The organism is Hyella patelloides LEGE 07179, from assembly GCF_900659865.1.
Taxonomy (GTDB): Bacteria; Cyanobacteriota; Cyanobacteriia; order Cyanobacteriales; family Xenococcaceae; genus Hyella; species Hyella patelloides.
Genome location: NZ_LR213791.1, coordinates 16,152 through 42,281, shown reverse-complemented (window position 1 = coordinate 42,281; position 26,130 = coordinate 16,152). Strand labels below are relative to the sequence as shown.

The 26,130-nt window shown below is 35.9% G+C and carries 24 protein-coding genes and 2 pseudogenes; 14 read left to right on the top strand and 12 right to left on the bottom strand.

Annotated elements, in window-relative coordinates; genetic code table 11:
* The 4 genes from H1P_RS06600 to H1P_RS06585 all read right to left on the bottom strand — a co-directional run.
* Positions 1–2,186, bottom strand: a 2,186-nt coding sequence (locus tag H1P_RS06600; RefSeq protein ID WP_144865331.1) for a methyl-accepting chemotaxis protein, incomplete at its 3' end; no start/stop codon positions are given.
* 81 nt (positions 2,187–2,267) lie between these two features.
* Positions 2,268–2,801 carry a chemotaxis protein CheW gene (locus H1P_RS06595; RefSeq protein ID WP_144865329.1) on the bottom strand — a complete coding sequence of 178 codons (534 nt, stop codon included), beginning with the start codon at positions 2,799–2,801 and terminating at the stop codon, positions 2,268–2,270.
* Positions 2,802–2,943: 142 nt separating this feature from the next.
* Entirely contained in the window at positions 2,944–3,306 is a 363-nt protein-coding gene (locus H1P_RS06590) for a response regulator (protein WP_144865327.1), read from the bottom strand.
* Between the two features lie 100 nt (positions 3,307–3,406).
* Positions 3,407–4,618 (bottom strand): response regulator, encoded by a 1,212-nt coding sequence (locus H1P_RS06585; protein ID WP_144865325.1) that lies wholly within the window; start codon positions 4,616–4,618, stop codon positions 3,407–3,409.
* A 971-nt stretch (positions 4,619–5,589) separates the two neighbouring features.
* On the opposite strand from H1P_RS06585, the gene H1P_RS06580 reads away from it, so the two are divergent.
* From H1P_RS06580 to H1P_RS06560, 5 genes are all read left to right on the top strand, one after another.
* A complete protein-coding gene (locus H1P_RS06580) occupies positions 5,590–5,754 on the top strand; it encodes a hypothetical protein (RefSeq protein WP_186375865.1) in 165 nt (54 codons plus the stop codon).
* Between the two features lie 267 nt (positions 5,755–6,021).
* Positions 6,022–6,669, top strand: coding sequence for an HNH endonuclease (locus tag H1P_RS06575; protein WP_222426959.1), 648 nt, complete (start codon positions 6,022–6,024; stop codon positions 6,667–6,669).
* A gap of 331 nt (positions 6,670–7,000) precedes the next feature.
* A complete protein-coding gene (locus H1P_RS06570) occupies positions 7,001–8,284 on the top strand; it encodes an arylsulfotransferase family protein (protein WP_186375864.1) in 1,284 nt (427 codons plus the stop codon).
* Between the two features lie 53 nt (positions 8,285–8,337).
* A complete protein-coding gene (locus H1P_RS06565; protein WP_222426958.1) occupies positions 8,338–8,574 on the top strand; it encodes a hypothetical protein in 237 nt (78 codons plus the stop codon).
* Complete coding sequence (locus H1P_RS06560) at positions 8,571–10,040, top strand: sulfotransferase (RefSeq protein WP_144865321.1); 1,470 nt, start codon at positions 8,571–8,573, stop codon at positions 10,038–10,040. The genes H1P_RS06565 and H1P_RS06560 overlap by 4 nt, the downstream gene beginning before the upstream one ends.
* Before the next feature lie 88 nt (positions 10,041–10,128).
* On the opposite strand, the gene H1P_RS06555 is transcribed toward H1P_RS06560, so the two are convergent.
* Positions 10,129–11,013, bottom strand: a complete 885-nt coding sequence (locus H1P_RS06555; RefSeq protein WP_144865319.1) for a TetR/AcrR family transcriptional regulator — start codon at positions 11,011–11,013, stop codon at positions 10,129–10,131.
* Between the two features lie 203 nt (positions 11,014–11,216).
* Here H1P_RS06555 and H1P_RS06550 point away from each other — a divergent pair, with 203 nt between their 5' ends.
* Positions 11,217–12,203, top strand: a complete 987-nt coding sequence (locus H1P_RS06550) for a Rieske 2Fe-2S domain-containing protein (RefSeq protein WP_144865317.1) — start codon at positions 11,217–11,219, stop codon at positions 12,201–12,203.
* Between the two features lie 296 nt (positions 12,204–12,499).
* Here the strand turns inward: H1P_RS06550 and H1P_RS06545 are convergent, their stop codons facing one another.
* A complete protein-coding gene (locus H1P_RS06545; protein WP_144865315.1) occupies positions 12,500–13,267 on the bottom strand; it encodes an SDR family NAD(P)-dependent oxidoreductase in 768 nt (255 codons plus the stop codon).
* An 840-nt stretch (positions 13,268–14,107) separates the two neighbouring features.
* Here H1P_RS06545 and H1P_RS06540 point away from each other — a divergent pair.
* Together H1P_RS06540 and H1P_RS06535 are read left to right on the top strand one after the other, a co-directional pair.
* A pseudogene (locus H1P_RS06540) lies at positions 14,108–14,428 on the top strand (transposase); the annotation flags it as partial.
* Positions 14,429–14,461: 33 nt separating this feature from the next.
* Positions 14,462–15,838, top strand: coding sequence for a cytochrome P450 (locus H1P_RS06535; protein WP_144865313.1), 1,377 nt, complete (start codon positions 14,462–14,464; stop codon positions 15,836–15,838).
* 233 nt (positions 15,839–16,071) lie between these two features.
* On the opposite strand, the gene H1P_RS06530 is transcribed toward H1P_RS06535, so the two are convergent.
* Entirely contained in the window at positions 16,072–16,350 is a 279-nt protein-coding gene (locus H1P_RS06530) for an HNH endonuclease (RefSeq protein WP_144865311.1), read from the bottom strand.
* 88 nt (positions 16,351–16,438) lie between these two features.
* Here H1P_RS06530 and H1P_RS06525 point away from each other — a divergent pair, with 88 nt between their 5' ends.
* From H1P_RS06525 to H1P_RS06515, 3 genes are read left to right on the top strand one after another with little or no spacing between them, the layout of a single operon-like run.
* The gene (locus tag H1P_RS06525; protein ID WP_144865310.1) at positions 16,439–17,044 is read left to right on the top strand and encodes a sigma-70 family RNA polymerase sigma factor; all 606 of its coding nucleotides are present in this window, start codon (positions 16,439–16,441) and stop codon (positions 17,042–17,044) included.
* Positions 17,045–17,087: 43 nt separating this feature from the next.
* Positions 17,088–17,483 carry a hypothetical protein gene (locus H1P_RS06520; protein ID WP_144865308.1) on the top strand — a complete coding sequence of 132 codons (396 nt, stop codon included), beginning with the start codon at positions 17,088–17,090 and terminating at the stop codon, positions 17,481–17,483.
* A gap of 32 nt (positions 17,484–17,515) precedes the next feature.
* Positions 17,516–17,986, top strand: coding sequence for a Spy/CpxP family protein refolding chaperone (locus H1P_RS06515; RefSeq protein ID WP_144865306.1), 471 nt, complete (start codon positions 17,516–17,518; stop codon positions 17,984–17,986).
* Positions 17,987–18,201: 215 nt separating this feature from the next.
* Here H1P_RS06515 and H1P_RS06510 read toward each other — a convergent pair whose 3' ends face one another.
* The 3 genes and pseudogenes from H1P_RS06510 to H1P_RS40105 all read right to left on the bottom strand — a co-directional run bounded on the left by H1P_RS06510 (position 18,202) and on the right by H1P_RS40105 (position 21,054).
* On the bottom strand, positions 18,202–19,239 hold the full coding sequence (locus tag H1P_RS06510) for a glycosyltransferase family 2 protein (protein ID WP_281291102.1): 1,038 nt from the start codon (positions 19,237–19,239) through the stop codon (positions 18,202–18,204).
* Between the two features lie 198 nt (positions 19,240–19,437).
* Positions 19,438–20,151 (bottom strand): DUF6311 domain-containing protein, encoded by a 714-nt coding sequence (locus H1P_RS06505; protein WP_144865304.1) that lies wholly within the window; start codon positions 20,149–20,151, stop codon positions 19,438–19,440.
* Positions 20,142–21,054 (bottom strand): annotated as a pseudogene (locus H1P_RS40105) (DUF6311 domain-containing protein). Before H1P_RS40105 ends, H1P_RS06505 begins: the two are co-directional and overlap by 10 nt.
* A 185-nt stretch (positions 21,055–21,239) precedes the next feature.
* Between H1P_RS40105 and H1P_RS06490 the strand changes: the two are divergent.
* Positions 21,240–21,590: a formylglycine-generating enzyme family protein gene (locus H1P_RS06490; RefSeq protein WP_144865298.1), complete on the top strand. Its 351-nt coding sequence runs from the start codon at positions 21,240–21,242 to the stop codon at positions 21,588–21,590.
* A gap of 109 nt (positions 21,591–21,699) precedes the next feature.
* Complete coding sequence (locus H1P_RS06485) at positions 21,700–23,199, top strand: glucosyltransferase domain-containing protein (protein ID WP_186375863.1); 1,500 nt, start codon at positions 21,700–21,702, stop codon at positions 23,197–23,199.
* Positions 23,200–23,268: 69 nt separating this feature from the next.
* Here the strand turns inward: H1P_RS06485 and H1P_RS06480 are convergent, their stop codons facing one another.
* Both H1P_RS06480 and H1P_RS06475 read right to left on the bottom strand, forming a co-directional pair.
* Positions 23,269–23,721 (bottom strand): hypothetical protein, encoded by a 453-nt coding sequence (locus H1P_RS06480; protein ID WP_144865294.1) that lies wholly within the window; start codon positions 23,719–23,721, stop codon positions 23,269–23,271.
* 126 nt (positions 23,722–23,847) lie between these two features.
* Entirely contained in the window at positions 23,848–24,435 is a 588-nt protein-coding gene (locus tag H1P_RS06475; protein ID WP_144865292.1) for a hypothetical protein, read from the bottom strand.
* 181 nt (positions 24,436–24,616) lie between these two features.
* On the opposite strand from H1P_RS06475, the gene H1P_RS06470 reads away from it, so the two are divergent.
* A complete protein-coding gene (locus H1P_RS06470; RefSeq protein WP_246141494.1) occupies positions 24,617–25,738 on the top strand; it encodes a ferrochelatase in 1,122 nt (373 codons plus the stop codon).
* Positions 25,739–26,130 lie beyond the last annotated feature (392 nt).

The window sequence follows — 26,130 nt, the reverse complement described above, 5'->3', positions numbered from 1 at the left end:
ACTTGGGCTGTACCTGATTCCATTGCTTGAGAGACTTCTAGGGTTGCTGATTGGATTGTGGAGACAATGTTGGCAATTTCTTTAGTTGCTGCTGCCGATTGTTCTGCCAATGCACCGACTTGTTCTGCAACAATGGTGAAACCTTCCCCGTATTCTCCTGCTCGCCCCGCTTCAACGGTAGCGTTAATGGCTAAGATATTAGTTTTTAGGGCTATTTCTTCAATAAAAGAAACTGCTTGGGAGATTTTCTGCGAAGATTCTGCTAAACGCTTCATTTTTTTAGCCGTTTCACCTACTGTAGCCCGCAGAGTTAAAATACTGTCTACAGTTAAATCCATATCACTGGTACTATACAAAACAGTATCATAAGTATCATCCGCAATCTTTTCTGCTTGACTGGCATTTTCTGCTACTACCTGAATTGATTGAGACATCTTTTCTACGCAAACGAGGGTTTTATGAGTTTCTCTGGACTCACCAGCAGCTTGGTCTGCCAAAAGACGAATAGCTGCTTCATTTTTCCTTAAAGAAGAACCTACTTGTCTAGCCGACTGTTTGGTTTCAACGGCAATGTCCCGTAAGCTACTGACAATCGCATTAAATAAGTCAGCAACCGTACTTAGTTCCAACGATTCCAAGCTAGCTCTCACTGTTAAATCCCCTTCTGTGGCATCGGAGATTTCATCAATGAGTATGTAAATTGCTGTTTCTAGCTCTTCTTTTTCTTTTCGTTTTTCATCAGCCAAAGCTTGTTGTTCATTGGCTAAGACTGTTTGCGTTTGCAAAGATTCTTTAACTTGTTTCACCAGATCGTTAAAGTTATCCGCCAAAATTCGAGTTTCTAACGTACCCTCTAGATCGACTTGAATGTCTAAATCACCTGATGTTACTTTTTGGGTTGTAACAGATAAATTGGTCAAAGGCTTAGTGATTTGACGTGCTAGAAGAATGATAATCAACAAGGAAAAAATACCTAAGACAATAGCTGTTGAGAGAAAAATTGCAGATACCTCGTTTCCCGCACTTTCGATTATCCCGTAATCTATTGAACCAATAGATACCAAATTAGTCTTGGGAACAGTGGATAAACTGTAAAGTCTGTCTTGATATCCGAATAGGGCAGTAATAACTGTTTCCGAAAAAATTTGATCTTGAATCACATTAAGACTTATTTCAGAAAAGCCTGATTGCTGAGCGAGCGACTGCTGTGCTTCTTCTAAGCTTAAAGAATTATCAACAACTTGTGTTAGGATATTGGCTGCCTGCTTTATGGGTTCACCACCAACAATTTCAATACCTTCTATAGTCATCAATTGACTTCCTGGACTGCCGTCCTCAGCATTTGCTGTGGGGTCAACGTTAGTGAGGAGAAAACCATCGCTGGAGTTAATAATTTGAAATTGAAAATTTTGTGCTATTTCTCCGTACAAGTTATTAAATTCAGCGTTAAAACTATTTACAGAAACACTAGATTTAATTACTCCTAGAAATTCCCCAGTACGAGGGTCTTTGACTGCTACAGATAACTCAATTACATTAGCTTGCACTAAATCATCATAAACCAATCCTGAGATCTCTCGTCGCCCTTCCAAACTGTTTTGCCACCAATCGTCGTCTCTCTGAACAAAATCAGCATTAGTACCACCACTATGGGCAATATTCAAGCCATTACGCTCGGTGAAGAAGATTTCTGCCACTGAAGTATATTGAACTATTTTTTTGAGATAATTATTGAGCTTTTCATCTGTGGTTAATAGTTTAGTCTCACTAAACTGTTTCTCTAATTCTTCAATCGGTTTTTGAGTAAGCTGTTGCTCCTCTGCTAATTCACTAGCTGCTTTCATGGCTGCCATTACTTCAGAATTAGCAGCTACTATATCAATAGTTTGAAAAGAATCTTGCAGAAAATTGGCAACGAATTTACTGGCTAAAAAGTTATCAATCTCAAGTGTCTCAATTATTTGAGCTTTAGCTTTGCGTTCGATAATGACATTCCCAATAAAACTAGCTATTGCCAAAGGAACCAATACGGTTGGTAGCAGACTAACCAGTAAGCGACGACGCAGAGTACTGACTCGTTTAAATTTCTTCGCTACAGGTTTGATGGGAGGATTGACTGGGATTTGATGAGGACTGGTGAGTGTTTGTGGCGTATTCGTAGGCTTTGATTTTTGTTGAGTAACCATAGTTGAGGAAAATTATACTTTTGATTTGTTTGATAGCGATTCAACAGGGCTAAATCTGGCGAAATTATCGGTAAGCAGCACTCAAACCGCATAATCGGCGATTGTGGTTAGTTTATCTAAGATGCGGTTAAAATCTAAGACAGGAATTATGCTTCCATCGTCTTGCACTGCACCACAGAGATAAGGAACAATGTCCGAAGGTAGAGCTGCTGATGACAAAATGTTTTCTGCGGTTAAACGCATAATGCCCTGGAGGCGACTAACAACAAACCCAATATAAAATGATTTTTCGTCAGTGGTTTGCAACACGATAATTTGATATTGCCGAGGGGAAACCAACTTAGAAGGTAAATTTAACAACTGAGTTAGATCGAACACACAAAACACGCGATCGCGCGAACTCATAATACCAATGAGGGATTCTGGCATACCAGGCAAAGGAGTTATTTTCTCGGCTTCAACTATCAATGACTCTTGCACCTGTTCCATTGACAGTAAAGCTGTCATCTTTGATGTCAGTTGAAATCGGATATAAGCATCACCAGGAGATAAATTTGCCTTAAATAACTCCTGTAAATTGGCTTGAATTTTGGAAGCTGCGCTAGATGTTGTCATTATTACTGATTACTGGTTGTTGTGGTTCGTCATTCAATAGTTCGTCGTTAGTCCCATCAAGCGGGATAATATGGCTAGTTGCCTCTCCAACCTTCTCATTTCCCATGTCTCAAAACATCACGACAGGCATGACTTTCTACGATTAAGCCATCGCCTCTCGTAGCGCACTAACCAAGTCTTTTTGGGTACAGGGCTTAGTGACGTACGCCTTGATTCCTTGTTTTTTTGCCCACATCCGATCGACATCTCTGTTTTTAACGGTACAAGCAACGACAGGAATTTCTGCTGTTTGAGGGTTTTTTTTCAGTTTACGACAAATGTCCAATCCCCCCATTTTGGGCATCATCCAATCAGTCACAATGGCATCAGGATGAACTTCTTGAATTTTAGCGATCGCTTCTTCGCCATTCGTTGCCATAATAATTTTATAACCAGCATTGGTCAAATATTTAGCCATTAAATCTAATTCAGATTGCAAATCATCAACAATTAAGATAGTTTTCATGTTTTTTCATTTATTGGTTGTTTTGAGGAATCTCTAACAATGTTATTGAACCAGATAAAGTTAATCAGTTGAGCTTAATAAAGATACTTTTAATCCTGTCTTACTTTAAATATTTTTCAACAATTTGCATCAAACCTTTTTTAGAAAAAGGTTTAGTTAAATAATCTGTTGCGCCAGCTATTTTGGCTCTAGCTTTGTCAATTAAACCAGTATTCCCTGTCACCATAATTATAGTGGTTTCATTACAATGCTCACTCCCTCTCAATAATGAACATAGCTTATAACCATTGATTCTAGGCATACTAATATCCATTAAGATCAAATCTGGTTTGACATGAAAAATAATAGGAACTGCCTTTACAGGATCGTTTATAGTTGTAACTTGAAATTTTTCTTGACCTAAAAAACGTTGAATTTCTTTTAAGATCGTCGGACTATCATCGATGCATACTATATTTCTTTTTCTCTTAGTCAATGATGTAACTTGAGAAGGTTTTTGAATTGTTTTTTCAGGTCGAGGAATGCTAGGCAACAAATCTAAAGGTGATTGAGCATCACGTAAATAAATTATTTTATTGTCAATATACGGAGATAAAATTTGTGCTACATGAAGCTCGTTTTTTTGTAACAATAGCGATAGTTGACGAATGCTAATTCTTCCCTGTACTATCTGTGCCAGCCTGTTGAGTGTTTTATTACTCAGTGAACCAGGGCTTGGAAGTGATTTTTGACTCCAACCAGAAGCAAAATAAGGGCGTTGATGAACAGAAAGCAGTTCAGTAGAGCATTTTTGCCATTGTTGAAGCCTTTTTTGCTCCAGATCCAAATGTTCCGATATGTTTAAGGATAAAGGATTTCCAAAGTGTTCTTGAATCCAAGGAGGAATTGGTTCTTGATTGTGCCAAGAAAAAGTACCTCTATTGAGCCAAAGGCAAGACTGTAAAGCATCTTTAGTCATCTGCTCAATCAGTTTAGAACCTTGGAATGAAGTGAGATATTGTTCTGCTAGTAGCCAAGAAATAACGCTACTGTAGAGACTTTGGTGAGAAGGCTGGTCTTGTATAAAGGATTGTATCTTCGTAAAATATGGTGATTTTAAGGCTTCTAGGGCTTGTTTCCACCCAAGATAATGTAAGTAGTACTTAAACTGGTCTAACAATTGTGCAGAACAGTAAACATACTTTAATTTGCCATGCTGTAAATAAATTTTCCAAGAAACCAATCCCTCATCTAATTCAAGACAACCATAACTTTTGGAACTGGCTATTCGTGATAATAACCCCGTGGGATTAATCTTTACGGTTGGTGTCATGATTATAAAAATCAAATTACAAAAAGAACGAGAAGATGAAAGCCAGTACAGTTCATCTGCGAGATAAATTTACTCGGTAGTTTTAGCTCTAATAAGCCTTACTCCTTGAACTTTATAGGCTTGATGCAAATTAGCTTTGTCGATCGATCTCAACTTGGGGATTTTCTACTCTTTGAGGTGCTCTCTCGGCTCTTCTGGTTCGCATTCTCTGGGATCAAAAAATCTTACCTCGTCACACTGCTTCATTATGGTGATTGTTGATTGGATTAGTTAATTGAATAAAACAGTTTTCTCAATAAAAATAATTTAAAATAGTATTTAGTGAATAACAGATAACGGCTTTTTAAGCTAGTATTTGAATCTCTATGTATGATTCACATTAGACGCTTTATAAACTAAGTTACTGTATATTACGAGACTTAAGTAATACACTTTACCACTAAGCAATTATTCTAGTCAAAAGAGAAGCTTCTTCTAAAAAAAGTAAAAACTTAGGCTACTGCCTCTATAATCTGACTAGCCAAATTGATTTTTGTTTAAATTGAGACTTAATTAAGTCGTTTAAACTTAGAATTTATCTATGTTTGGTAATTATTTTCTCATAACTGCCAACTCTGAAATACCAATTTTATATAAAGATTTTTTATCTAAAATGTATAGAGATAAATTTTTCTTTATGTATTTATCCTGAGTCGTAATTGAGAGTTGGTACTGGTTGTGTTGCTATTCTAATTGATTAATCTCAATTAAAAACATAGACTATGTTGGGGAGCTAATTTTTCCCAAAACTAGTAAGAGTATTAATTTACAAGTTAAAGTGATTCTTGTAAACATATTTTAATCTATATATTGGTCAGTAATCAGTCGTTCAGTTGTTAATAACCGCTTAATTAAGCTTAATTAAATCGATCGTTAATAATTATAAAATAAACTTTGTTTCCGATCCTAAAATTGCGGTCAAGATAGACAAAATGAAGCCTAGAGTACGCTGGAAAGAGCCAATACTCAAAAAAAAGAGCGCACAAACTAAACTTGTAATTGATGATGGTAATAACGATAATCCTGAATTCTCTTTTTTGGTAATTGGTGATAATGGTTGTGGTTCATATCTGAAACACCATCCTTTACAATTATAAGTTAGTGAGTTGGCTTATTGCGATCGCTTAACTCCTCGCGCCCCAATGATTCAATACCCTACGTCTATTTTTATCTCTTGGGAGCGGGAAGATAATCGATTAATTTCTGTAACCATCCGTTAATTATTCAGAATAGAGATTGGGCGTAGCCTGGCACTGCGAGAACAGCAGAGAGGGCTAAGAACACGATCTCACGAAGTGAGGCGTTGCACGATCGCTTTTATTGACAGCGATCTGCCTTCAAGCATTAACTTTTTTCTTGGCATTATGAATAAAATAACCAAACAAGAACAGATTCTCAGCCCACTGCGAGAATTATATCGAAAAGATATTAATCAGAGAAAAGCCATTGCCGAATATGCTAATAGTTTCAAACTCAATGGTGTTTTTCTTCGCCAACAAGCAGATTTTTTAGTGGGAAGATTATCTGTTTATAAAATTGAATGTCATTCGCTTCCCGTTAAACAACTCACCGTTGAATTAGTTCCCTCTAGCTGTTGGTTTTCTAATGTTCGCGACCATGTTTCTAAAAGTATCTGGGACAAGTTGAGGAGAGCAACCTACAAGCAGAGTAATTATAAATGTGAAATTTGTGGTGGTCGTGGTAGTAAGCATCCTGTAGAATGTCATGAAATCTGGCACTACGACGATCTTAAATATATTCAGACCTTGAAAGGGTTAACTGCTTTATGTCCCAGTTGCCATCAAGTCAAGCATATTGGGCTGGCTGGTTTACAAGGCTATGGTGAAAAAGCTTCCGCTCATCTGGCACTGATCAATGGCTGGTCACAATCACAAACCGATGCCTACCTCAAAAATGTTTGGGATATCTGGCATGAGAGAAGTTGTCATGATTGGAGTCTGAATTTTTCCTGGCTGAAATCTCATAACGTAACAGTTCATCCTAAAAGATAAAAAAATAGTAGCTGAACAAAAACAAAAAGCTATTCTGTAATCCTCTCGCTTTACAGAATCAGACTATAAGCCTGAAAAGTAAATCTTTCTGCTTTTCTTTGTCTGGTTAATTTTAATCAATGATTAGGACTTTACTGAAGTGCCGAATCAATATATACTCACCAAAACGCTGTATATATAATGTCTACAACTTGAAATATCATACTATAAAAAAACTACACTGCGAAACATCGACAAAGTAAAAGTCTAAGCAATAAACACCAAAAAACCTCACGGTTTAATTAAAATGACTTCGCAACGATTCAGTTTAATCTTTTTCCTTATTTCAAGCGTGTTTATCAGTTTTAATGTTGGTTATCTCGTCAGAGAATTTCAGTTTTTCCCCCATCAGTTTTACAATGAAGCAGCAAAAGGGTGGGAAAAAATTCGCGAGCGTAATTCTGAAAAACTTCCTTGGTATTATATCCGTTTGAATAAACTGCCTTTTGAGGTGGACAGTAATAGTGCTAAAACATCCGAAGGTTTGACCTTAGTGACAAAAATGGCAGCAGATCGCCAAATAGTTGTTGAAATCATTGATATAGAAGGTAATATAGTTCACAAATGGGATATCGACTGGTTCGAGATCTGGCCTGATGCGCAACATTTGCCTGAAAATGATATTCCGAAGGAAAAACCAGGTACTAATATTCACGGAGCGGTCGTTATGGAAAACGGCGACTTAGTGTTTAATTTTGAATATCTAGGCTTGGTTCGTATAGACCGCAAAGGAGAAGTTGTCTGGCGTTTACCTTATCAAACACACCATTCAATTCACAAGCATGATGATGGTAACTTGTGGGTATCTGGTAGTAGATATCACACCAGAAGAAATTCTCGTTTTCCTCATCTGATACCGCCATTCTACGAAGAAACAATTTTGGAAGTGTCACCAGAAGGTGAAATTTTAAGAGAGTGGTCTGTTGCGGATATCCTGCAAAAAAATGGCTATACGGGTCTTCTCTATCAAGGTACTCTTAACAATGAGTCTACACAAATAAAAGGTGATGGTCTAATACTTGGTAATAGTGACATACTGCACTTAAATGATGTCGAACCTTTCTCCAGCAAATTAGAGGAAGGATTCTTTAAGCAAGGCGATGTTCTAGTTTCACTTCGTAATATTAATACAGTTTTTGTCTTTAATATAGAGAGCGAGAAAATTAAGTTTATTTCCATAGGTCAAGTTGTACGGCAGCATGACCCTGACTTTATAGATGGAAATAGTTTTTCTGTTTTTGACAACAATAATATTAGTGCTGTTGAAGCAAATCTTCGCCAAAGTCGTATTTTAATCATGTCAGCAAAAGAAAATACAACCGATGTGTTTTTTGAAGGAACTGTAGAAAAACCTTTTTTCACTAACGTCATGGGGAAACACCAGTGGCAACCAAATGGTAATTTGCTGATTACAGAATCTAAGGCTGGGAGAGGTTTTGAAATCGATCGCCAGGGTGAAGTTGTCTGGCAATACATCAATTATGTTGACGAAGGAGTTGTCGGCATTGTGGGAGAGGTGCAACGTTTACCCTCTGAGTACACTTATCTATTTAATAATTTTAATAGTGAAAAATAGAACCATAACATAAGCAAAAATTTATCAATAATTAGTTTTGTGAGGCTCAAAAAATGAAGAAATCATCATTTGTCGGCATTTTTATGTTTGCTCTCTTTTTGGTCATCTTGGTACCCCAACCTGCTATGGCATATGTAGGGCCGGGTGCGGGAATAGCTGCTCTGGGGGCGTTGCTTGCTATTATCGCTGGTGTAATTGCTGCTATTTTTGGCTTTCTGTGGTATCCCATCAAAAGGCTTTTGCAGAAGCGTAAGCAGTCGAAAAAGGATCAACAAGGAGAAGAAGAATGAGCCAGTGGATCGGCGCAATAATTCTGGTTGCGGGCTTTGTTTTTCTCTTTCAGCTTTTGGGACTGGTTAACAAAAGCAGGGGCGTTGTACGTGTAGCTAATCAATCTTTAAATATTATTCGTTCTCCCCAACTGAGTGATGAAGAGAAAGAGGTGAAGCTTCAAAAGAATTCCCAGAAATTGTTTGGATCTTTCTTTACTCTAGCTTTGGGAGGAGCGTTCGCTGTTTTGATTCCCTTGGGAGTTTTGTGGTTTGGCGATCGCTTTGGCTGGCTTTCTCTGGCTTTTACTTTGGACACAACTTTTTCACCAGCATTTCTCATCTTCAGTAGTGTACTGGTTTTTGTGGTACTTGGTATCAAACCTCGTAAGCAACACCCCAATAGTGAGACTCAAGCAAGTAGTTACTCAAATCTGGATCGAACTTTGCATCAGTTGGCGTTTAATACTTACACTGCACAGATAGCAATTGCCGATGTGGAAGATACAATGTTTTCTAAGCAGCTTGCCAATTGTCAAACAGAACGACCTGTTTTCATTACTGCACTTCCTCGCGCTGGAACAACATTACTTCTCGAATGCTGTGCAGACTTACCTGAGTTTGCCTCTCACTGCTACCGCGATATGCCGTTTGTGCTAATTCCCTGTTTATGGAATCGTTTTGCTCAAAGTTTTCAGCAAACCGTCGAGTCAACGGAGCGCGCTCATGGTGATGGCATGAAAATCAGCCCAGACAGCTACGAAGCATTAGAAGAAGTGGTCTGGAAAACTTTCTGGAAACGTCACTACCAAAAAGATCGGATTATTCCTTGGGACAATGAAGAGAATTTAGAATTTAATGAGTTTTTCGATTCTCATCTGCGTAAGATTATTTTACTGCGTCGTGGAAATTCAGCACCTTCTGTACGTTATGTATCGAAGAACAACGCCAATATTGCACGCACCAGGATATTGAAAAGACTCTTCCCAGATTCAGTGATTATCATTCCATTTCGACATCCCCTACACCATGCAAGCTCTTTACTACAGCAGCACCTTAATTTCTTGCAGATTCACGAGGCGGATTCGTTTGCTTCAGATTACATGAAAGCAATAGGTCATTACGATTTCGGACAAAATTTACGCCCAATAGATTTCGATGGTTGGTTTGACCGACGTGAGTCCAGAGATGCTCGATCTCTAGCTTTCTGGTTGGAGTATTGGGTTGCTAGTTACAAGTATCTTCTGCAAGAAAACGCTGATTTTCTTAACTTTTTGGACTACGAGGCGTTGTGTGAAAATCCCATAGGCGGACTCAGAAGCTTGGCAGAGGTAGTGGAAAGTTGCGATCCTGACGCATTGGTTTCATCGGCATCTGGGATACGTCAACCTAGACCACGAGAAATTGGTACAAATGCTTTATCTGCTTCTCTTTTGAAGGATGCAAACCTCATTTACGATCGATTAAGAGAGATATCACTGAACTAATATGTTCTAAATTGCCAGAAAGGTAATCTAGTTTATGTGGCTATAAGATTATGATATTATTCTCAAGATTCATTTTTGTCGTAAGTTGTCATAAGTTTAATAACTCTTGATTGATACTATAACAACGCCGATCTGTATTACCTTGAGGAAGCAGTAATTTTTGCTCGATCATAGTTTTCAAATCTCTTTGTATAGTGCGCCGAGATATATCGGGAAACATCGCTTCGCAGTTTTTGATCGTTATTTCTGAATTGTTGCTGGCGTATTTTAAAATTAAGCTTTGACGAGAGTTAAGTTTGTATTGCTTTGCTATTTTTTCTAATGGCGGAAAAGAATTATTATTAATCACTTCATCCCCAATATTATCTTTTAGATAAGCTTTGAGTAAAATTTCTATTTCTATAAAAATTTCTTGACTGTGTGCTTGATCGCTGCGTAATGCTAGCAATATTAGAGTGTTAATGCCATGAACGCAAATTTCTGCTAGGAGCAAACTGCGCTTATCTTCTAAAGCTGGATTGCGACTTTGTAATAGTTTGGCTGTAAATTGAATTGCTTCTTGGGTAAAGCTATGGTCAATGTTTTTGAATATGGTTGGTGAGGTAAAAAACTGTACAAAGATAATGCGTGAAGTGGGTTGCTCAAACAGTTTTTGAAACTGCGTTGTCATAGTGTGAATAAACTCAGCAAATGGTAGCTGTATGACTTCAGGGCGTAATAGTTTGTCCCAGACAACATAAACGCGCTCGACGTGACGTAACTCCAAAGCATTAAAAATCGCTAATTTATCAGGAAAGAATTGATAGAGTGAGCCTACTGCGGTATTGGCACGAGCAGCGATCGCATGAGTGGTCGCAGCTTCAAAACCCACCTCATCAAATACTATGGCTGCTGCATCTAAAATGTTCTCGACACGCTCTTGAGAGCGTTTTTGTTGGGGTTGACGACGGAGTAAATTATTTTGGGGCTTCATCTTGACAAAAGTGAACAATATGTCATATATTCATGTTAGAAAAAAGTTTTTTCTAACCGATCTTTGGTGACTTAAATGGAGAAACAGGAAGTTTCTCCGATCTTATTTGATATCGGTACTAAATAATATGACTGGCGACATTTTATCTTCTATTTGTCGCCATAGAGCTATTTGTCCAAAATTTACCACTGAGGGAATTAGTGATGTCTATGTTAGAAGGTGCGCCTTGGCTATTAGCGCATAAATCGATGCTCACAACAAATAAACCACACAAAATTGCTCTTTATGGCAAAGACTATGTAATGTGGAAAGATTGCACAGAAAAAGTTCAAGCTTTACCAAATACTTGTCCTCACATGGGTGCAATGCTATCAGAAGGATGGTGCGAAACTCAACCAGATGGCAAGAGTAAAGTTGTTTGTCCGTTTCATGCTTTGGAATTTGATAGCGATGGTTGCACTATTTTACCAGGAACAGAGAAAAAAATCTTATCTCAAATGCAGCCTTTAGAATTGATAATTAAAGATGATTTTATTTGGTCTTATGGCGGTTATGAACCTAAAATACCTATTCCCGATATTTTAGAGAAGATTAATCGAGACTATGAATTTATTGGCTATACCGCAAATACCAGTGTCAAGACAGACTTGCGATCGATGCTATTAATCATGCACGATTATAATCATCAAAATGGTACGCATCGAGACTTATTTGAAATTACCGAAGTCAGATTTGAAAAATTTATCGATAATGGCTATCATTCCGAGGCTTTTTTTAATACTCCTACCAAACCTAAAACCTTTTGGGAAAAGCTCAAACAACCTAATCAATTTTTACTTCCCGATGTTATTCAAGCTCATTTAGAAAACTATTTTCCTTCTTTGGTTATTTTTCACGGTAATAGCCCTTTTGGCAAAATTGCTCAATGCCATCTTTTTGTTCCCGAAACTTTAACTAAAACCAGAACCTATATCTTGTTATTTGCTGAAGCTAGCAATCCCTTGGCAAAATTATTACAAAATCAATTTCTCGCTCTTAGTAAAGTTGTTGTCGAACAAGATACAGATATTTTAAATAAAATTTATGCTAATGCACCACAAAAAATTAAGTTAAATAATGAGGTAGGTATGGATTGGGTGCAGCATAATTTTACTAATTGGCAAAAATCAGCAGCGACTATAGCTGAATAATCTGAAAAATTCAGAAGAGCGATCGCGCAGTGCTGCTGATAATTATCTTTGAGTCAATCTATGGAAACTATACGATCTTTTCCTTTTTTCAGTTCTGACATTATTACCTCCTATATTGAAGGTGAGAGAGGGTGAGGTTGCCTCGCCCTCTCTCACTTTGTTGAATACATGGAACGTTTTTTTCGCTTCCTGGAGCAAAGGAGAATATTAACTACCATCTCACAGTCGGCGTAATGAAGCCAAAGTACTCTGACTTCATGACGCGACGTATTTTGTGGGACTAGAGCTAGAGAAGATTATGTTGGTGCAGACAACAACATAATCTTCTGGAATAACCGAGGAAAGATACGTTGACACCACACTGCCAAATAACTCTGCCATCCTACTAAAATTTCACTCCTGTTTTTGTATAATCCTGAAACCAAAGTTTGAGCAACTTTTTCAGCAGTCATCGGCATTACCCAACGAAATAATTTAAGATTACGTGCCATCTCAGTATCAGTTAGGGTCGGCAGTAGAGCAATGACTTCAATATTATGTTCTGCTAACTCGCTCCGCAAAGCTTGAGTGAAACCGATGATTGCGAATTTAGTTGCCGAATAAGTAGACATAGTAGGAGCAGCTACCTTACCCATCAGGCTAGAAACATTGACAATTGTTCCTTCTTTTTGATTTGCCATCCGTTTCGCCATGGCGCGAGTGATGTTCATCATTCCTAATAAATTGAGGGAAATTTCTTCTTCAAATTTGTGAGCTTGGCTATCTAAGAATGTTGATTGATGAGCAACTCCTGCACAGTTAATTAGTAAATGAATTGGTTTATGAACAGTCCACATTTGAGCGATCGCAATATTCATGGAAGATAATTGTCTCAGATCTAAAGACAAAGTAGTAACCTTAACTCCTATTATTTCGATTTTCGTGGCGACCTCGGCTAGTTTCTGACGATCTCTAGCGAGTAATATTAAATGTTTAATTCCTGCTCTTGCTAATTCAATTGAGATTGCTTTACCAATCCCACGAGAAGCACCTGTAACTAAAGCTGTTTTTCCTTTTATATCCATGGGTTTAACCCTCACTAAAAACTTTCTATAACTTCAATCAATATCTGAAATATTTTGCAGTTAATAGAATTACAAATTGATTTGGTGCATACAATCAGAAAATAGTGAAGTAACTTCTCCGATCGCTATTCTTTTTCATTGGCAAAATAAGCTACTGTACCTATACTTATTGCTGCTAGATAACCTGTTGTTATAACAGCAATTAAAACAATCACACTTGGAGATAAAGTCATAATTCAACCTCTTTTTTGATTTCTCTTACAACCTAACAGAAGTGTCAAGACAAATTAGCAAAAATTAACGATCCCTGGACATTGTTATAAAACATAACAATAAACTCAGATTTGATTAGTATTGAACGAGCATAGTTGTTGATAGTTTAAATGCTTGCTCTAAATACTTTTGCGTCTGTATAGTAGTCTATTAATCTCATGAGCAATTATGAGAAAATTAGCTCTTTTTAAATCAATTGTGAGAAGAAAGTTAAGAACTCGATCTGTCAAATATGAATTAATTTTGTTCAGATTAAACGTATTGAGCTTTGATTAGTATTAACGGTACTTAAACAATTTTGACCAACGGTCACGTGCCGTCTCCGTCGTGTCTTGACGAGCATTCCCTTGCGCGACGCGGGGTCTCGTCGCTTTTAAGGCGGAGTAACGGTGACTATCAAAATAAGATAGAATGTTTTTACTGATTGACTTGAGCATTATCATTAATAGCGATCTTCATCATGAAAGAAACCACTCCCGCAGCCATGCCTCCCTGCAAAGAATAGATGGTGTAAAAAGTTTGATAACGCGGTCTGCTGACAGCAGCACTACGCGATCGCTATTGACTAAAAAATTGTATAGTGGAAAACAAAGAAGACATACCTTAAAAACTCAAGTATTATTTGGACAAAAAACTCATAAAATAATATGTTTAGCGTATTCTAAAGGTAAAAGCGCACCGCCGATGCTGGGGAAACCCCAGCTTTATCGACGGAGCAAGCATGATTTCAAATTATTTAAAAATAGTCAGACAAAATTTCATAAATTCCTGAAAGTAATAGCTGACAAAGGATATCAAGGAATTGCTAAACTTCATGATTTGAGTCAAACCCCAATTAAGAAACCTAGGGGGAAAAAGTTAACCAAAACTCAGAAGAAATATAATCGTGTTCAATTCTTTTTTACAACATAATTCTCCCTCATGACTACAGTAACTTCACCTTCTGAAAAAGCCAAACTACCCCCAACGGTAAAAACTCCTGCGATCGCTACAATGATTCAAGCATTATTAGATCAATTTGGCACGTTGGAAAGATACCAGAAAAAGTATGGGGAGATTTTTTATTCTCCTAAATCTTCTCTGTACCCTCCCAATGTAATTTTTAGCAATCCCAAAGCCATAGAACAAGTATTTACCGCCGATCCGAGTTTATTTGAAATAGATCAACAATCCACTGCACCTGTAAGAGTCTTATTGGGCGATCGCTCTCTAGTACTACTCGATGGCATCGAACACAAGAGACAGCGTAAGTTGCTAATGCCTCCTTTTCATGGAGAAAGGATGAAAAGCTACGGTCAAACTATGGTAAAGGTAACTAAAGAAGTTATTGCTCAATGGCAAGTCGGTCAGACTATCTGTATTCGCGATTATACTCAAGAAATTTCTCTACAAGTTATTCTCAAAACTATATTTGGCTTGGATGAGGGACAAAGATACGATCGCCTTAAAGCAATTTTGGTTGATTGGTTGGAGATATTTAACTCTCCATTAACTTCATTTTTTCTGTTTTTTCCCGCGCTACAAAAAGACTTGGGTGTTTTAACTCCTTGGGGTAAGTTTTTGAGACAAAAACGCCAGATTAGAGAAATTTTACAGTCAGAAGGCGATCGTCGTCGCTCAAATCCCGATACTTTGGGAGAAGATATTCTTAGTTTACTTATTGAGGCACGATATGAAGACGGTCAACCAATGAGTGATGGGGAAATACGGGATGAATTGATGACCATGTTATTTGCAGGACATGAAACCACAGCAAGTTCTTTAGCTTGGTCTTTTTATTGGCTACATCGGCTTCCTGAAGTTGGTCAAAAATGTCAAGCAGAATTAAATTCCCTTGCCGAAAATGCCGAATTTACCGATCTTGTGAAACTTCCCTATCTCAGTGCAGTAGTATCGGAAACTCTAAGATTAAATCCCGTAGTGGTTTTTGTTGGTCGTCAGTTAAAAGAACCTTTTGAGCTTATGGGATACCAGTTTAAACCTGGAACATCATTATTTCCTTCTATTTATCTTACACATCAACGGGAAGATATCTATCCCGAACCGAAAAAATTTAAACCAGAAAGATTTTTAGAAAAACAATTTACTCCCTATGAATTTTTGCCTTTTGGTGGAGGAAATCGTCGCTGTTTGGGTTATGCTTTTGCCCTGTTTGAAATGAAATTAGTTTTGGCTACTATTTTATCTCATGTAGAACTAGAACTATTGGATAACCGTCCTTTAAAATCTACTCGTCGTGGTATTACTTTTACTCCTGCTGGGGGCGTAAAAATGAGAGTTAAAGCCCTTAAAAATTAGAATTGAAACTTAGTTTAACCAACTTGCGAAATTTTACTTTTATTTGTCGTAATGTAGATGAACCGTTGGAATTTTACAAGTCAAAAGAAATATTTGATTTAGTGAATACTAAGCATATTGGGTAGCGTTAACAAAAATAGAAGTTGTCAGATAGCGATCGCTATTTTTATTAATGTAAACAACTAAATAATTCTTGGAAGATAAGAAGAAGTTAAAAAAGTATCTCCTTCACTTCATCGACGACGATTAACCTTAATTTTTTTATCAGGGTTTTGTTTGCTAATCCAGCTTAGAAATTTACGCATTTTGGGTTCGCTTTGTAGCTTGTCGATAGTGTTTAATTCGCGAGCCAATTGTAAATTGCTATAAAAAGAATGAACCTGACGATGACAAGCAGAACAAATATCTATAGTCGAGCCTGCATCAGCCTTTTTTCTTTTTACTGTTTGACGAGGAATCAGATGATGAACTGTTAGCTGCGCCATCTCTCGTTCGCATAGTTGACATTGCATCGGGGAGAAATTTGAAATTAAATTGAACCGTTAGTAACTACCCTTAGTCTAAATAAAAAAAGCCAATACTTCGTAGGAAACAATTAACGTGTTAGCCAGTGACAGGATTGCTGTTACAGAAAATAAATATACTTTATTGACAGAATCAGAATTAGTTGCTCTTTCCTGTAATGGAGACAGCGAGAGTTTTCGCTTGCTCTATCAAAATTATCAGGCAAAAGTACGCTCTACTCTCTACCAATTATGTGGTAGTGCAATGCTTGATGATTTACTACAGGAAGTATTTTTGCGAGCTTGGAAAGGATTACCTAAACTAAAACAAGCGGAATATTTTTCCACCTGGATTTATCGTATCTGTTGGAATGTCGCCACAGACTATCGACGAAAACTAGCGAAAAATAATCACAAAGTAGGTGCTGTTCCTGACTTAGAATCTATGATGTGGGAAAATAGTAGCTATAATTCCCAAGAAACTGATTTAATGCAGTTACACTATCAAGATTTGGTGAAAAGAGGTTTAGAGCATCTTAATTTATCGCACCGTGTAGTAATTGTACTGCACGATTTGGAGGATATTCCCCAAAAGAAAATTGCTCAAATTCTTGATATACCTGTAGGTACAGTAAAATCTCGTTTATATCACGCCCGCAATACTTTAAAAAAGTTTTTACAACAGCAAGGAATAACTTTTTAAAGTTGATTCTGACTTTTGTTCCCTTGAATTTAATGAGCCACCAATGAAGAATTTTCTACCAGACGACGATCGCGATCTAGTTAATTTTTTGCAGCAACATCACCCTACGCCACCACCAGCCAATCCCCATGTAGAAGCTCAGCTAATGGAACTAATTGAGCGACAACCACGAAAATCTACTAAAAACGCTTCGGGTTTGTTTTGGTTTCTTCCTGGGGCGATCGCAATGGGCATGGTGTTTACCTGGAATAATCAACGCTTTTTACAACAAACACCCCAATTTGCTCAAGATAGAATCAACCTAGAATTGTTTGTGGTTGATAGCTGGGAAGAAACTATAGAAGATTCTTATTTTTCTGCAACCCCCGAAGCAGAAATTTATCAGTTGTTATCAACGGCTGAATCGCCTCAAGTTATGACTTCAACTACTTTTAAATAAATTAGTTTTGATTTCTCAAAAAAAAGATTAATATGCAACGGTGTTATTCTCAGCTATTGTTAAGTTTTACCGTAGTTATCTGCCAGCCTTATCAAGCGATCGCCAATACTCCAAGGCATTATTATTTAGTCAAAAAACATAGCTATTCTCAAATAATTATTGCGGATAATTTTCAACAAACAACTGAAAAAAAAACCCCCAGCAGTTTATTTGAACAATTAAATCTTACTCCTCAGCAAAGATCTCAAATTAGACAGATTCGCCGTCGCTATCAAGCACAAATTACACGACTTAAAGAAGAGTTACGAATTTCTCAACAACAATTATCAATTATGATGGCAGGAACGGATTCTGCAACAAATATTCGAGTCAAGCATGAGGAAATAGTGCAATTTCGTCAACAATTGGGAAAATTACATTTTGAAAGTATGCTAGCAACTAGAGAAATTTTAACGCCTCAACAAAGACAAAAATTTGCTGAAATTATTGAAGCGAAACAATAGACATCTCCAAAAATTGATTGAATATTTAAATACTAACGTGGGTCGAGAAATATGCAGGGGTTGACAACAGGATATAAAGAATAGGAACTAAAATACCCATTTGCTCCAGCCAAATCTGTAGCCGATCTCTGTCGATTCCCCAAGAAATAACATTCCTAATCCTGTAGCGACGATGCAGATAATGGTGAGTATAAAAATACTATTTTAAATTTTTATCATTCAGCCGATCTTGTGCTGATAGATTGGTTCGATTTTACTCTTAATTGTTCTGAGTTTAAATCAAAACCATAGCTTTCTCTGACAAAATATAAAGGTCTGCCTTTAACTTCTTCATAAACGCGACCTAAATATTCTCCTAAAATCCCCAGGGTAATTAATTGAATCCCGCCCAAGAACAAGATCGCCACCATCAACGAAGCATACCCCGGAACGTCAACACCAAAAATCAAGGTACGAATGACCAAAAAAGAAGCATACAGTATAGATACAAAGGAGATAGACGCACCAACATAACTCCAGACTTTTAAAGGTAAAAAACTAAAAGAGATAATGCCATCCAGGGCAAAGTTCCACAGTTTCCAATAACTCCAAGTTGTATTACCTCGATGTCGTGGTTTGCGATCAAACATTACCGATGTTTGCTTGTAGCCTACCCAAGCAAATAAGCCTTTCATAAAACGAGTTCGTTCGGGCATTTTCCTAATCGCCTCAACTACTCTGCGATCTAATAAGCGAAAATCACCCGTGTGAGAGGGAATTGGTACCTGGCTCATTTTTCCAATGGTACTATAAAAAACATTAGCAGTGAATTTTTTCAGCCAGGTTTCTCCTTGTCGCGATCTCCTGGTAGCATATACTACATCATAACCTTCACGCCACTTGGCAACTAATTGTTCAATTAATTCAGGAGGGTCTTGCAAATCAGCATCAATGGGAATAACTGCTGCCCCAATCGCGTGGTCTATCCCCGCAGTCAAGGCAATTTCTTTGCCAAAGTTACGTGAAAGGTTGAGAACTTTAATAGCTGGATTGCGGTCATGAAAATCAATTAAATGCTTGGGAGTATTATCGGTACTCCCGTCATTAATACAGACAATTTCATAAGTGGTATTCAAACAATCTAATGCACCAATCAATCTGGTAAATAAACAATCGAGATTATCTTCCTCGTTGTATAAAGGAATTACCACAGATAATTCCACACTTTTGGCTCGATCAACTGGCATAATCACATATCTTTCTCGATCGATCATATCTACATATTTTCTCCACTGTCATTTTAAATTTCAAAAGCCACTATGATTGGGTAGTTTTGTAAAGATGCTGGAGTAAGCTGGTCAGAGAGACCCCGCCTTGAAAAGACGAGGCTTCCTCTGACTTCGTCAACATCAAAAAGGTTAAATATTTGCATTCTATTCTCTGCATTTTATACTTGCTTACACCAAATTAACCTAATGTCTGCTACCTGTCTTATCTTCAACAAGTTTAAATTTTTTAAACCACAAACCGAGTAAACGTTTATCTTCTCCTAAACCTACACTGTGAGGTGAAACAAGATTGGAAAAACGAAAGGTAATTTGTAGAGGAGAAATAGAATTAATCAGTTTTGCAAGAAGAGGGATTTTATATTGATTGAGCAAGGGCTGACCTAGTTTAAAGATTAATTGAGTAACTAATTCTTCATTCACGAGAACATCAACTATTTGTTGGGGATGATTTTCATGAATAAAGGGTACAGCCTCCATACTAAGTATCAAATCGTGTTTAACTGGTTCTTGAAGCATCATGAAAAGATGAGCCTCTTTACCATCTGTCCACGTTCCTTCCCTCTCTGACAATGACCAATCACCCCATTGATAATCTAATGAATTATTAGAATTAGCTTGAAAATCCAAAAGTGTATTGATTGAGTAAGGTTTGACTTTAATATCTATCTCTTTAATCTCTGAAGAAGAAGAACGTTTTCTACAAACAGTAAAACTATCAATCTCGCTACAATAATGAGAATTAGTATCATCAAAATTTATCTGAGTAGCTAAATTAAAGTATTTTTTCTTATCTAATACATAAGCAGCATCTTCTTCGAGTTTACTGTAAGCAATTGATTGAGGTAATTTATAACAATTAAAATCATAAGCTTCACTATCGTACCTGGCTAAGTACATAGTAGTAATATTCCTATTCCGAGATAATTATAACCTTCAGACTGCTCGATTGGATAGGGTAAACTTTTGATGAATAGTGAGGCAGACATGGGATTAATCAGGCTATTGAGATTAAGAGAATATTCACCAAAACCTTGATTACCTACAGAATTATCGTTAGTCAGATAACCAAACAAATACCAACCAATAATCAATAAAAATAAAGCGATTATAAAAGCTAAGAATCCTGGTTGTCATTTGATTTTTTTGTCAAAATAAAGCTGTATATAACTGGTAATAATAATAAAAAATACCATGACAGCTAAATAGGGATGAATTCCAGAGGTAATAAAAATCAAAAAATATTGTAGTATTAATATTTTTTTTATTTTATGGGCAGCTATTAGACTAAAATAACTCCAGATTGATGCCAATATTAACCAATGACTGGTAAGAGCCACATGAACTATTCTATTGGTTAAAAGAGGAGCGATCATAAACAAAATACCTGATGCGATCGCAGTAAAATAATTATTTTCTAAAAATAGAACTGCTAATTTAGCTCCCCAAAAAAATTGCAAGCTAAAACTTAATAAAAGAAATATTCCAGTGTATTGAAAATTAGTTGGAAGAAAATTAGAAATTAATTTAAAAAAATTGCTAACAAAGGTATAGAGTCTGTATAGCCTATTGAAGCTTTAAAAGGATATATAATATTATCAGTAAAGTTAAGGGCCAATGCCAATAATCAAACCTGAAAAATAGCCAACCTAAATAAGATTGTGTAAGCTCTCTATTAAGAGTAAATAACCATTCACTATTGAAGGGTAAGATTTGATCGCCTAATAAATAAGTTGTATATAAAAACCCTAAACACAAACCTACTAAAAGAACAATAAAATTATTAATATTTTTTTTATTCATTAATGACAAATATTGGAAGAGCTACTTGGCATTTGCCACTAAATTATACTTTATTTAAGTTAATGAGATTCGACAATAACCAAGTCCGAAGTTGGTATCAAGCTTTTCCCAAAGCGCGAGAAAAGAAAATTAATCTATTGAATAGATACTAAATACTCTAACAATATACAATTAATTCTATCCAATTGAGTAAGAAAACTAAAAGAGAATATCGCTTACCCACAGAAGCAGAAGAAGAATATGGTTGTAGAGGAGTCGATCCGTTTATATACTTACAAAGGTGGGTAATGGGCAAAAAATCACCTGCAACTAAAGTCAGAATCAAGCGTGATGATTTCTTAATTAGCGAAACTCCTGTTAATTTATCTCGTCCTGATGTAACCAAAGCTTATCATCTTCCTAGGGATGAAAATAAAGGGTTTAAACTCGATTTTAATGTGATGGGAGTTCCACCCCAGACTATCTTAAGTTTGGAGATGGGTTTACAAGATTACTCTCAAGTTACAATGGCTATCATTAAAGTTATTCCTCAGTGAAAAAATAGAACTAAATAAAATATACATGAAAAACATTTTTCCTTATTTTTTATTGTCCAAAGTAGAGAAAAAAGCATTTATAAATATATTTTTAATTTCTTTATTTGCAATGAGTTCTCTCTTATTAGCAAATATTTTGTATTCAGACGATCTAACAAGAGTAACCACGGGAGAAACTTTTTGGAATGATAATGGAAGACCTCTTTCCAGTTTAATTAGTCTTGTACTTCAATTAGGTAAACCACTCACAGATATTTCTCCACTACCTCAAGTCTTAGCTTTTGCTATTTATTCGCTTAGTGCAGTATATCTAGGAAAATTATTTAAAGTACATGATTTACTGTTGTTGACTTTAAGTGGAGTTATTTTTGTTATTAATCCTTTTAATCTACAAAATTTTGCTTTTGTTTTTGATTCTTTTACAATGGCAGTTGCTATTTTAACATCAACTTTAGCAGCTTTGAGTATTAGTGTTAGTGTTAACGACCAATTCAATAGGAAAGAGAAAATCATTAATTTTAGCTTAAGCCTGCTATTACTAGTTTGTTCTCTTTGTTTGTATCAAGCTTCAACATCTGTTTATTTAGTAACTTGCTTTTTTGATGCTTTAGTTAAGCTACTCAGAAGACAAAATAAAAAATCTTTTAATGTTTTTATTACTTCCATAATTATTTTATTATTTTCTTTTATTGCTTATAGTCCTATTAAAAACTTTTATATTACTAATGAATATAACTTGCATCATTCCCAGCTTATTTCTTTTTCAGACTTTCCTCAAAAAGTTATCAAAAATGTACTATCTTCTTGGGATAATATTCAGCAATCATTAGGTAATGGCACTCTAATTAATTTATTTTATATCTTATTTGTTACTACAATTTTGACTATAATTATCAACACAGTTATCTCACAAAAAAACAAGAACTCTAATTCAAAATCTTTATTACAATACTTACTATTTTTAACTTTTCCAGTATTTTATATACTACTTTTAATTATTGGTGTTTCGGGTGTAATGCTTGTCTTAGAAAATCCAATTTTTGCACCTCGTACTATGATGGGTTTTAGTACTTTAGTTGCTATTTGTTGCCTGTTTCTATCTAATAAAGTTTTACAAAGAACCCAAAAATATCTCAAATATTGTTTAATTTCTTTTCTTTTTATATTATCTCTTGCTTTTTCTAATGTTAGTTTTACTTTAGGAAATGTACTTTATTCTCAAAATGTTCAAGATGAAATAATTGTGACTATACTTATTTCTGATTTAGGGGAAATCGTTCCCAAATTACCTATTTCACAGCAACACCCCACCTTAGCCATTGTTAATGCCTTAAATTATACCTACGGCAATATTCAAGCTTACAAGAAATACCCAATCTTGAATCGTATTACCTGGTATTATCTGAACAGTAATCAAATTCAGTTTTATACAAAACTAGAAACTTTGGGTTTTAAATTTGCTTCTCCCGACTACCAAAAAGATATTTTTACGGGAGTAGATAATCAATTTATTCCTAAAACTGAAGCAGTCTTAATCCGTCCTTTATATAGAATATATTTCGAGAATAACAATCTTTTAGTCGTCGTGCTTCAGAATCCCAATTCCTAGGCATTTTTGTGTTTAGTAAAAAAAATGTATGGGCAAGGCATTGCTTTGTCTATATCCAACAACAATCAACTATTTTGCAACACAATAATTATTAATTTTTGTGACTAAAGCTTGATTTAGTTTTCCCGCTTCTTGAGCATGATCGTGAGCTATTTTTAAAGCTGATAAGTTTTTCTTTTCTCTTGCTTTGACAGCATCATAAGTTGCTTGAGAATAAATACGAAAGATACCAGCTAAATTTCCCTGATAATTGATTAGTTTGGGATCTTTAATGGGTAAAGATTCAATTTCCTTGGCTGCTATAGTCATTACGTCTGCTGCTTGTAGCCATGTTTTCATCTCTGCTAGTTTTTCTTGTGAACTATCGGTAATTTTTTGTGCTTGATTGTTTGCGCTATTGGCGATCGCAATTATTTCTTGACATTGAGTATATTTTTGATTTTCACAACCTACTATCAACCAAGCGAAAAAACTAACAATAATTACATATTTTTTTTTCTGATTCCTAACTAAAATATTCATTAAAATCAAGTCAGCCCCTCACCTAATTAGCTAATATCCCAAATTTTATAGTAAATATTAAGCATTACGCGTCTTTAGTATTAAACTTATAATACATAGCGATCGCAAATTGAGCAGATTCCCCACTCAAGTATTCCCTGGAGAATCTGTAATACCAATAATTTCCTGTAGATAATCTTTAGCAGAGCTTTTTATTTTAGAAATTTTTTGGTGATTATTTCCTGAGTTCACTATCCATCCTTGACAAGTTTCAGGGGTTTCCCACAAGGTTAAATGAGGGACAGGAGGATCGCTATAAAAATTTGATTCTCCTGTTCCTAAAATAGCAGAACTCCAGTGGGTGAAATAATCATGACTAAAGCGGTAAAGGGGAAAATTGGTGAATAACGGCACACCCCAGCCATCTATGGCGATAAAGGCTTTAATTTTTACTCTTTTTAATTGTAATGCGATCGCTGCACCAATCCCACCAACAACCCCTGCGCTAAAACAGATAAACAATAATTCATCGGTTAAAATTTCTGGTTTATTCAACCACTGATAAACATGAAGAGGAGAATATGCAGGATATTTGTCTGTGGCAAAAACTAAAAATTTCTCATTTACGGAATTTACAGAGTTCATGACTTTCTCTGACTCAATTCTCAATAAACTCTGAAGAAAGCGATCGGTTAATTGAGTCTCATGAATACCAGGGCAAATTATTACTTTCATTAAACAATAGTTAATTAATGATCGAGAATGTAAATTATTTCTTTACAAAAAGTTTTTTTTAAAAGAGTCACGTTAGCTTAACCTTAGTCGTTAATCAGTTACAACAACACTTTAGTCTTGTTATTTAAAACGAGAAAATACGCCTCACTAAAAATTCACTGTTTATTATAAAGGAAGCAACGTGGTCACTACGCAAAAACATCACCATGAACATACTCATCATTCTGCAACGGAAAAAGTTGCCGTTTTGCTAATGGGCTATGGAGAAGTAGAAAGTTATGAAGATTTTGCCAATTATAATGAGCAAGCTTTAAACTTATTAACAGCAAAATTTGCTCCTGTTCCTCACTGGATATATCCTCCTTTAGCCAAATTATTAGCCATGTTCGATCTTCATGAATGGGGTCATCAACATGGTAATTTTATTTCACCCCATAATCAAATTTTTGAGCAACAAAGAGCAGGTATTGAAAAAGAATTACAGCAAACTTGGGGCGATCGCGTTAAAGTTTTTAAAGCTTTTAATTTCTGTAAACCATTTCTTCCAGAACAAGTTTTAAGTCAAGTTAAAGCTGAAGGTTTTACCAAATTATTAATTTATCCTCTACTAGTAGTTGACTCTATCTTTACCAGTGGTATTGCTGTAGAACAAGTCAATAAAGCCTTAGCTCAACTAGGAGAAGATAACAATCATTGGTTGAAAAATACTCGTTATATTCCTTCTTTTTATAATCAGCCAGCTTACATTAAACTGCTAGCAAACATGGTCGAACAAAAAATTACAGCCGACCTAGCTCAAGCTCATTTACCCTCTAGAACTGGTATCATTTTGATGAATCACGGCTGTCCTCATAAAGCCAAAGGATTTACTTCTGGTATTGATGAAAGCCAAGCTCTTTATGAATTAGTCAGAGAAGAATTAATTACTAAATACCCTTTAATTTCTGTTGGCTGGCTCAATCATGACACCCCATTGATTGAATGGACACAACCTAATGTAAAGTTAGCTGCGAAAAATCTGATTGACTTAGGTGCTGATGCTATTGTCATGATGCCTATTGGCTTTGCTACAGAAAATCATGAAACAATTCTGGATGTAGATCACATTATTCATCATCTACAACATCGTTATTCTGATGTTAACTTTATCAGAATGCCCTGTGTCAACGATCGCCCAGAATTTTTACAAATGACAGCAGCTTGGGCAAATCAACATATCGAAGCTTTACTCTCAGAAGAAAGTATTACTGTTAATCCTCAATTAGCTGCTATCCAAGCAGCCCATCACCATCACCATCATTAGATAGAGTTATCACGGGGTATACAAGCACCGCCCTTCTTCGGGCGGTGTCAGCCCCTCACAAAATATTCCTAGTTCAATGAAATAGCCACTTAAAGCGCAGAAAGCTAAAGAAGTAAACAATCTCTCTTTGGCTTTTTGTCTTAATATCTCAGTTTTTTCGCAATAATCGAAATCTTCTCTAAAAAAAAAAATAAAAACGTTAGTATAGATGGCGTTGAAAGCAAAAAAACTAGAGTGGACAAAACTTCAGCAGTGAGAACATAATTTAAGCAAACTTAGAGAATATCAAAATCATTAAGTTGTGTAACTGTAATCTTTCTGCTTAAAGAAAACTTATCTGAGGTGAAACTTCATGAAGACAGTATACGTCCTTATTAGTTAAGTATATTAAG

Excerpts from the sequence above, each read along its gene's own strand:
- H1P_RS06595 (WP_144865329.1), bottom strand. The coding sequence starts at position 2,801 with ATGACAACATCTAGCGCAGCTTCCAAAATTCAAGCCAATTTACAGGAG.
- H1P_RS06590 (WP_144865327.1), bottom strand. The coding sequence starts at position 3,306 with ATGAAAACTATCTTAATTGTTGATGATTTGCAATCTGAATTAGATTTA.
- H1P_RS06585 (WP_144865325.1), bottom strand. The coding sequence starts at position 4,618 with ATGACACCAACCGTAAAGATTAATCCCACGGGGTTATTATCACGAATA.
- H1P_RS06580 (WP_186375865.1), top strand. The coding sequence starts at position 5,590 with ATGAAGCCTAGAGTACGCTGGAAAGAGCCAATACTCAAAAAAAAGAGC.
- H1P_RS06575 (WP_222426959.1), top strand. The coding sequence starts at position 6,022 with ATGAATAAAATAACCAAACAAGAACAGATTCTCAGCCCACTGCGAGAA.
- H1P_RS06565 (WP_222426958.1), top strand. The coding sequence starts at position 8,338 with ATGAAGAAATCATCATTTGTCGGCATTTTTATGTTTGCTCTCTTTTTG.
- H1P_RS06560 (WP_144865321.1), top strand. The coding sequence starts at position 8,571 with ATGAGCCAGTGGATCGGCGCAATAATTCTGGTTGCGGGCTTTGTTTTT.
- H1P_RS06555 (WP_144865319.1), bottom strand. The coding sequence starts at position 11,013 with ATGAAGCCCCAAAATAATTTACTCCGTCGTCAACCCCAACAAAAACGC.
- H1P_RS06550 (WP_144865317.1), top strand. The coding sequence starts at position 11,217 with ATGTCTATGTTAGAAGGTGCGCCTTGGCTATTAGCGCATAAATCGATG.
- H1P_RS06545 (WP_144865315.1), bottom strand. The coding sequence starts at position 13,267 with ATGGATATAAAAGGAAAAACAGCTTTAGTTACAGGTGCTTCTCGTGGG.
- H1P_RS06535 (WP_144865313.1), top strand. The coding sequence starts at position 14,462 with ATGACTACAGTAACTTCACCTTCTGAAAAAGCCAAACTACCCCCAACG.
- H1P_RS06530 (WP_144865311.1), bottom strand. The coding sequence starts at position 16,350 with ATGCAATGTCAACTATGCGAACGAGAGATGGCGCAGCTAACAGTTCAT.
- H1P_RS06520 (WP_144865308.1), top strand. The coding sequence starts at position 17,088 with ATGAAGAATTTTCTACCAGACGACGATCGCGATCTAGTTAATTTTTTG.
- H1P_RS06515 (WP_144865306.1), top strand. The coding sequence starts at position 17,516 with ATGCAACGGTGTTATTCTCAGCTATTGTTAAGTTTTACCGTAGTTATC.
- H1P_RS06510 (WP_281291102.1), bottom strand. The coding sequence starts at position 19,239 with ATGATCGATCGAGAAAGATATGTGATTATGCCAGTTGATCGAGCCAAA.
- H1P_RS06505 (WP_144865304.1), bottom strand. The coding sequence starts at position 20,151 with ATGTACTTAGCCAGGTACGATAGTGAAGCTTATGATTTTAATTGTTAT.
- H1P_RS06485 (WP_186375863.1), top strand. The coding sequence starts at position 21,700 with ATGAGTTCTCTCTTATTAGCAAATATTTTGTATTCAGACGATCTAACA.
- H1P_RS06480 (WP_144865294.1), bottom strand. The coding sequence starts at position 23,721 with ATGAATATTTTAGTTAGGAATCAGAAAAAAAAATATGTAATTATTGTT.
- H1P_RS06475 (WP_144865292.1), bottom strand. The coding sequence starts at position 24,435 with ATGAAAGTAATAATTTGCCCTGGTATTCATGAGACTCAATTAACCGAT.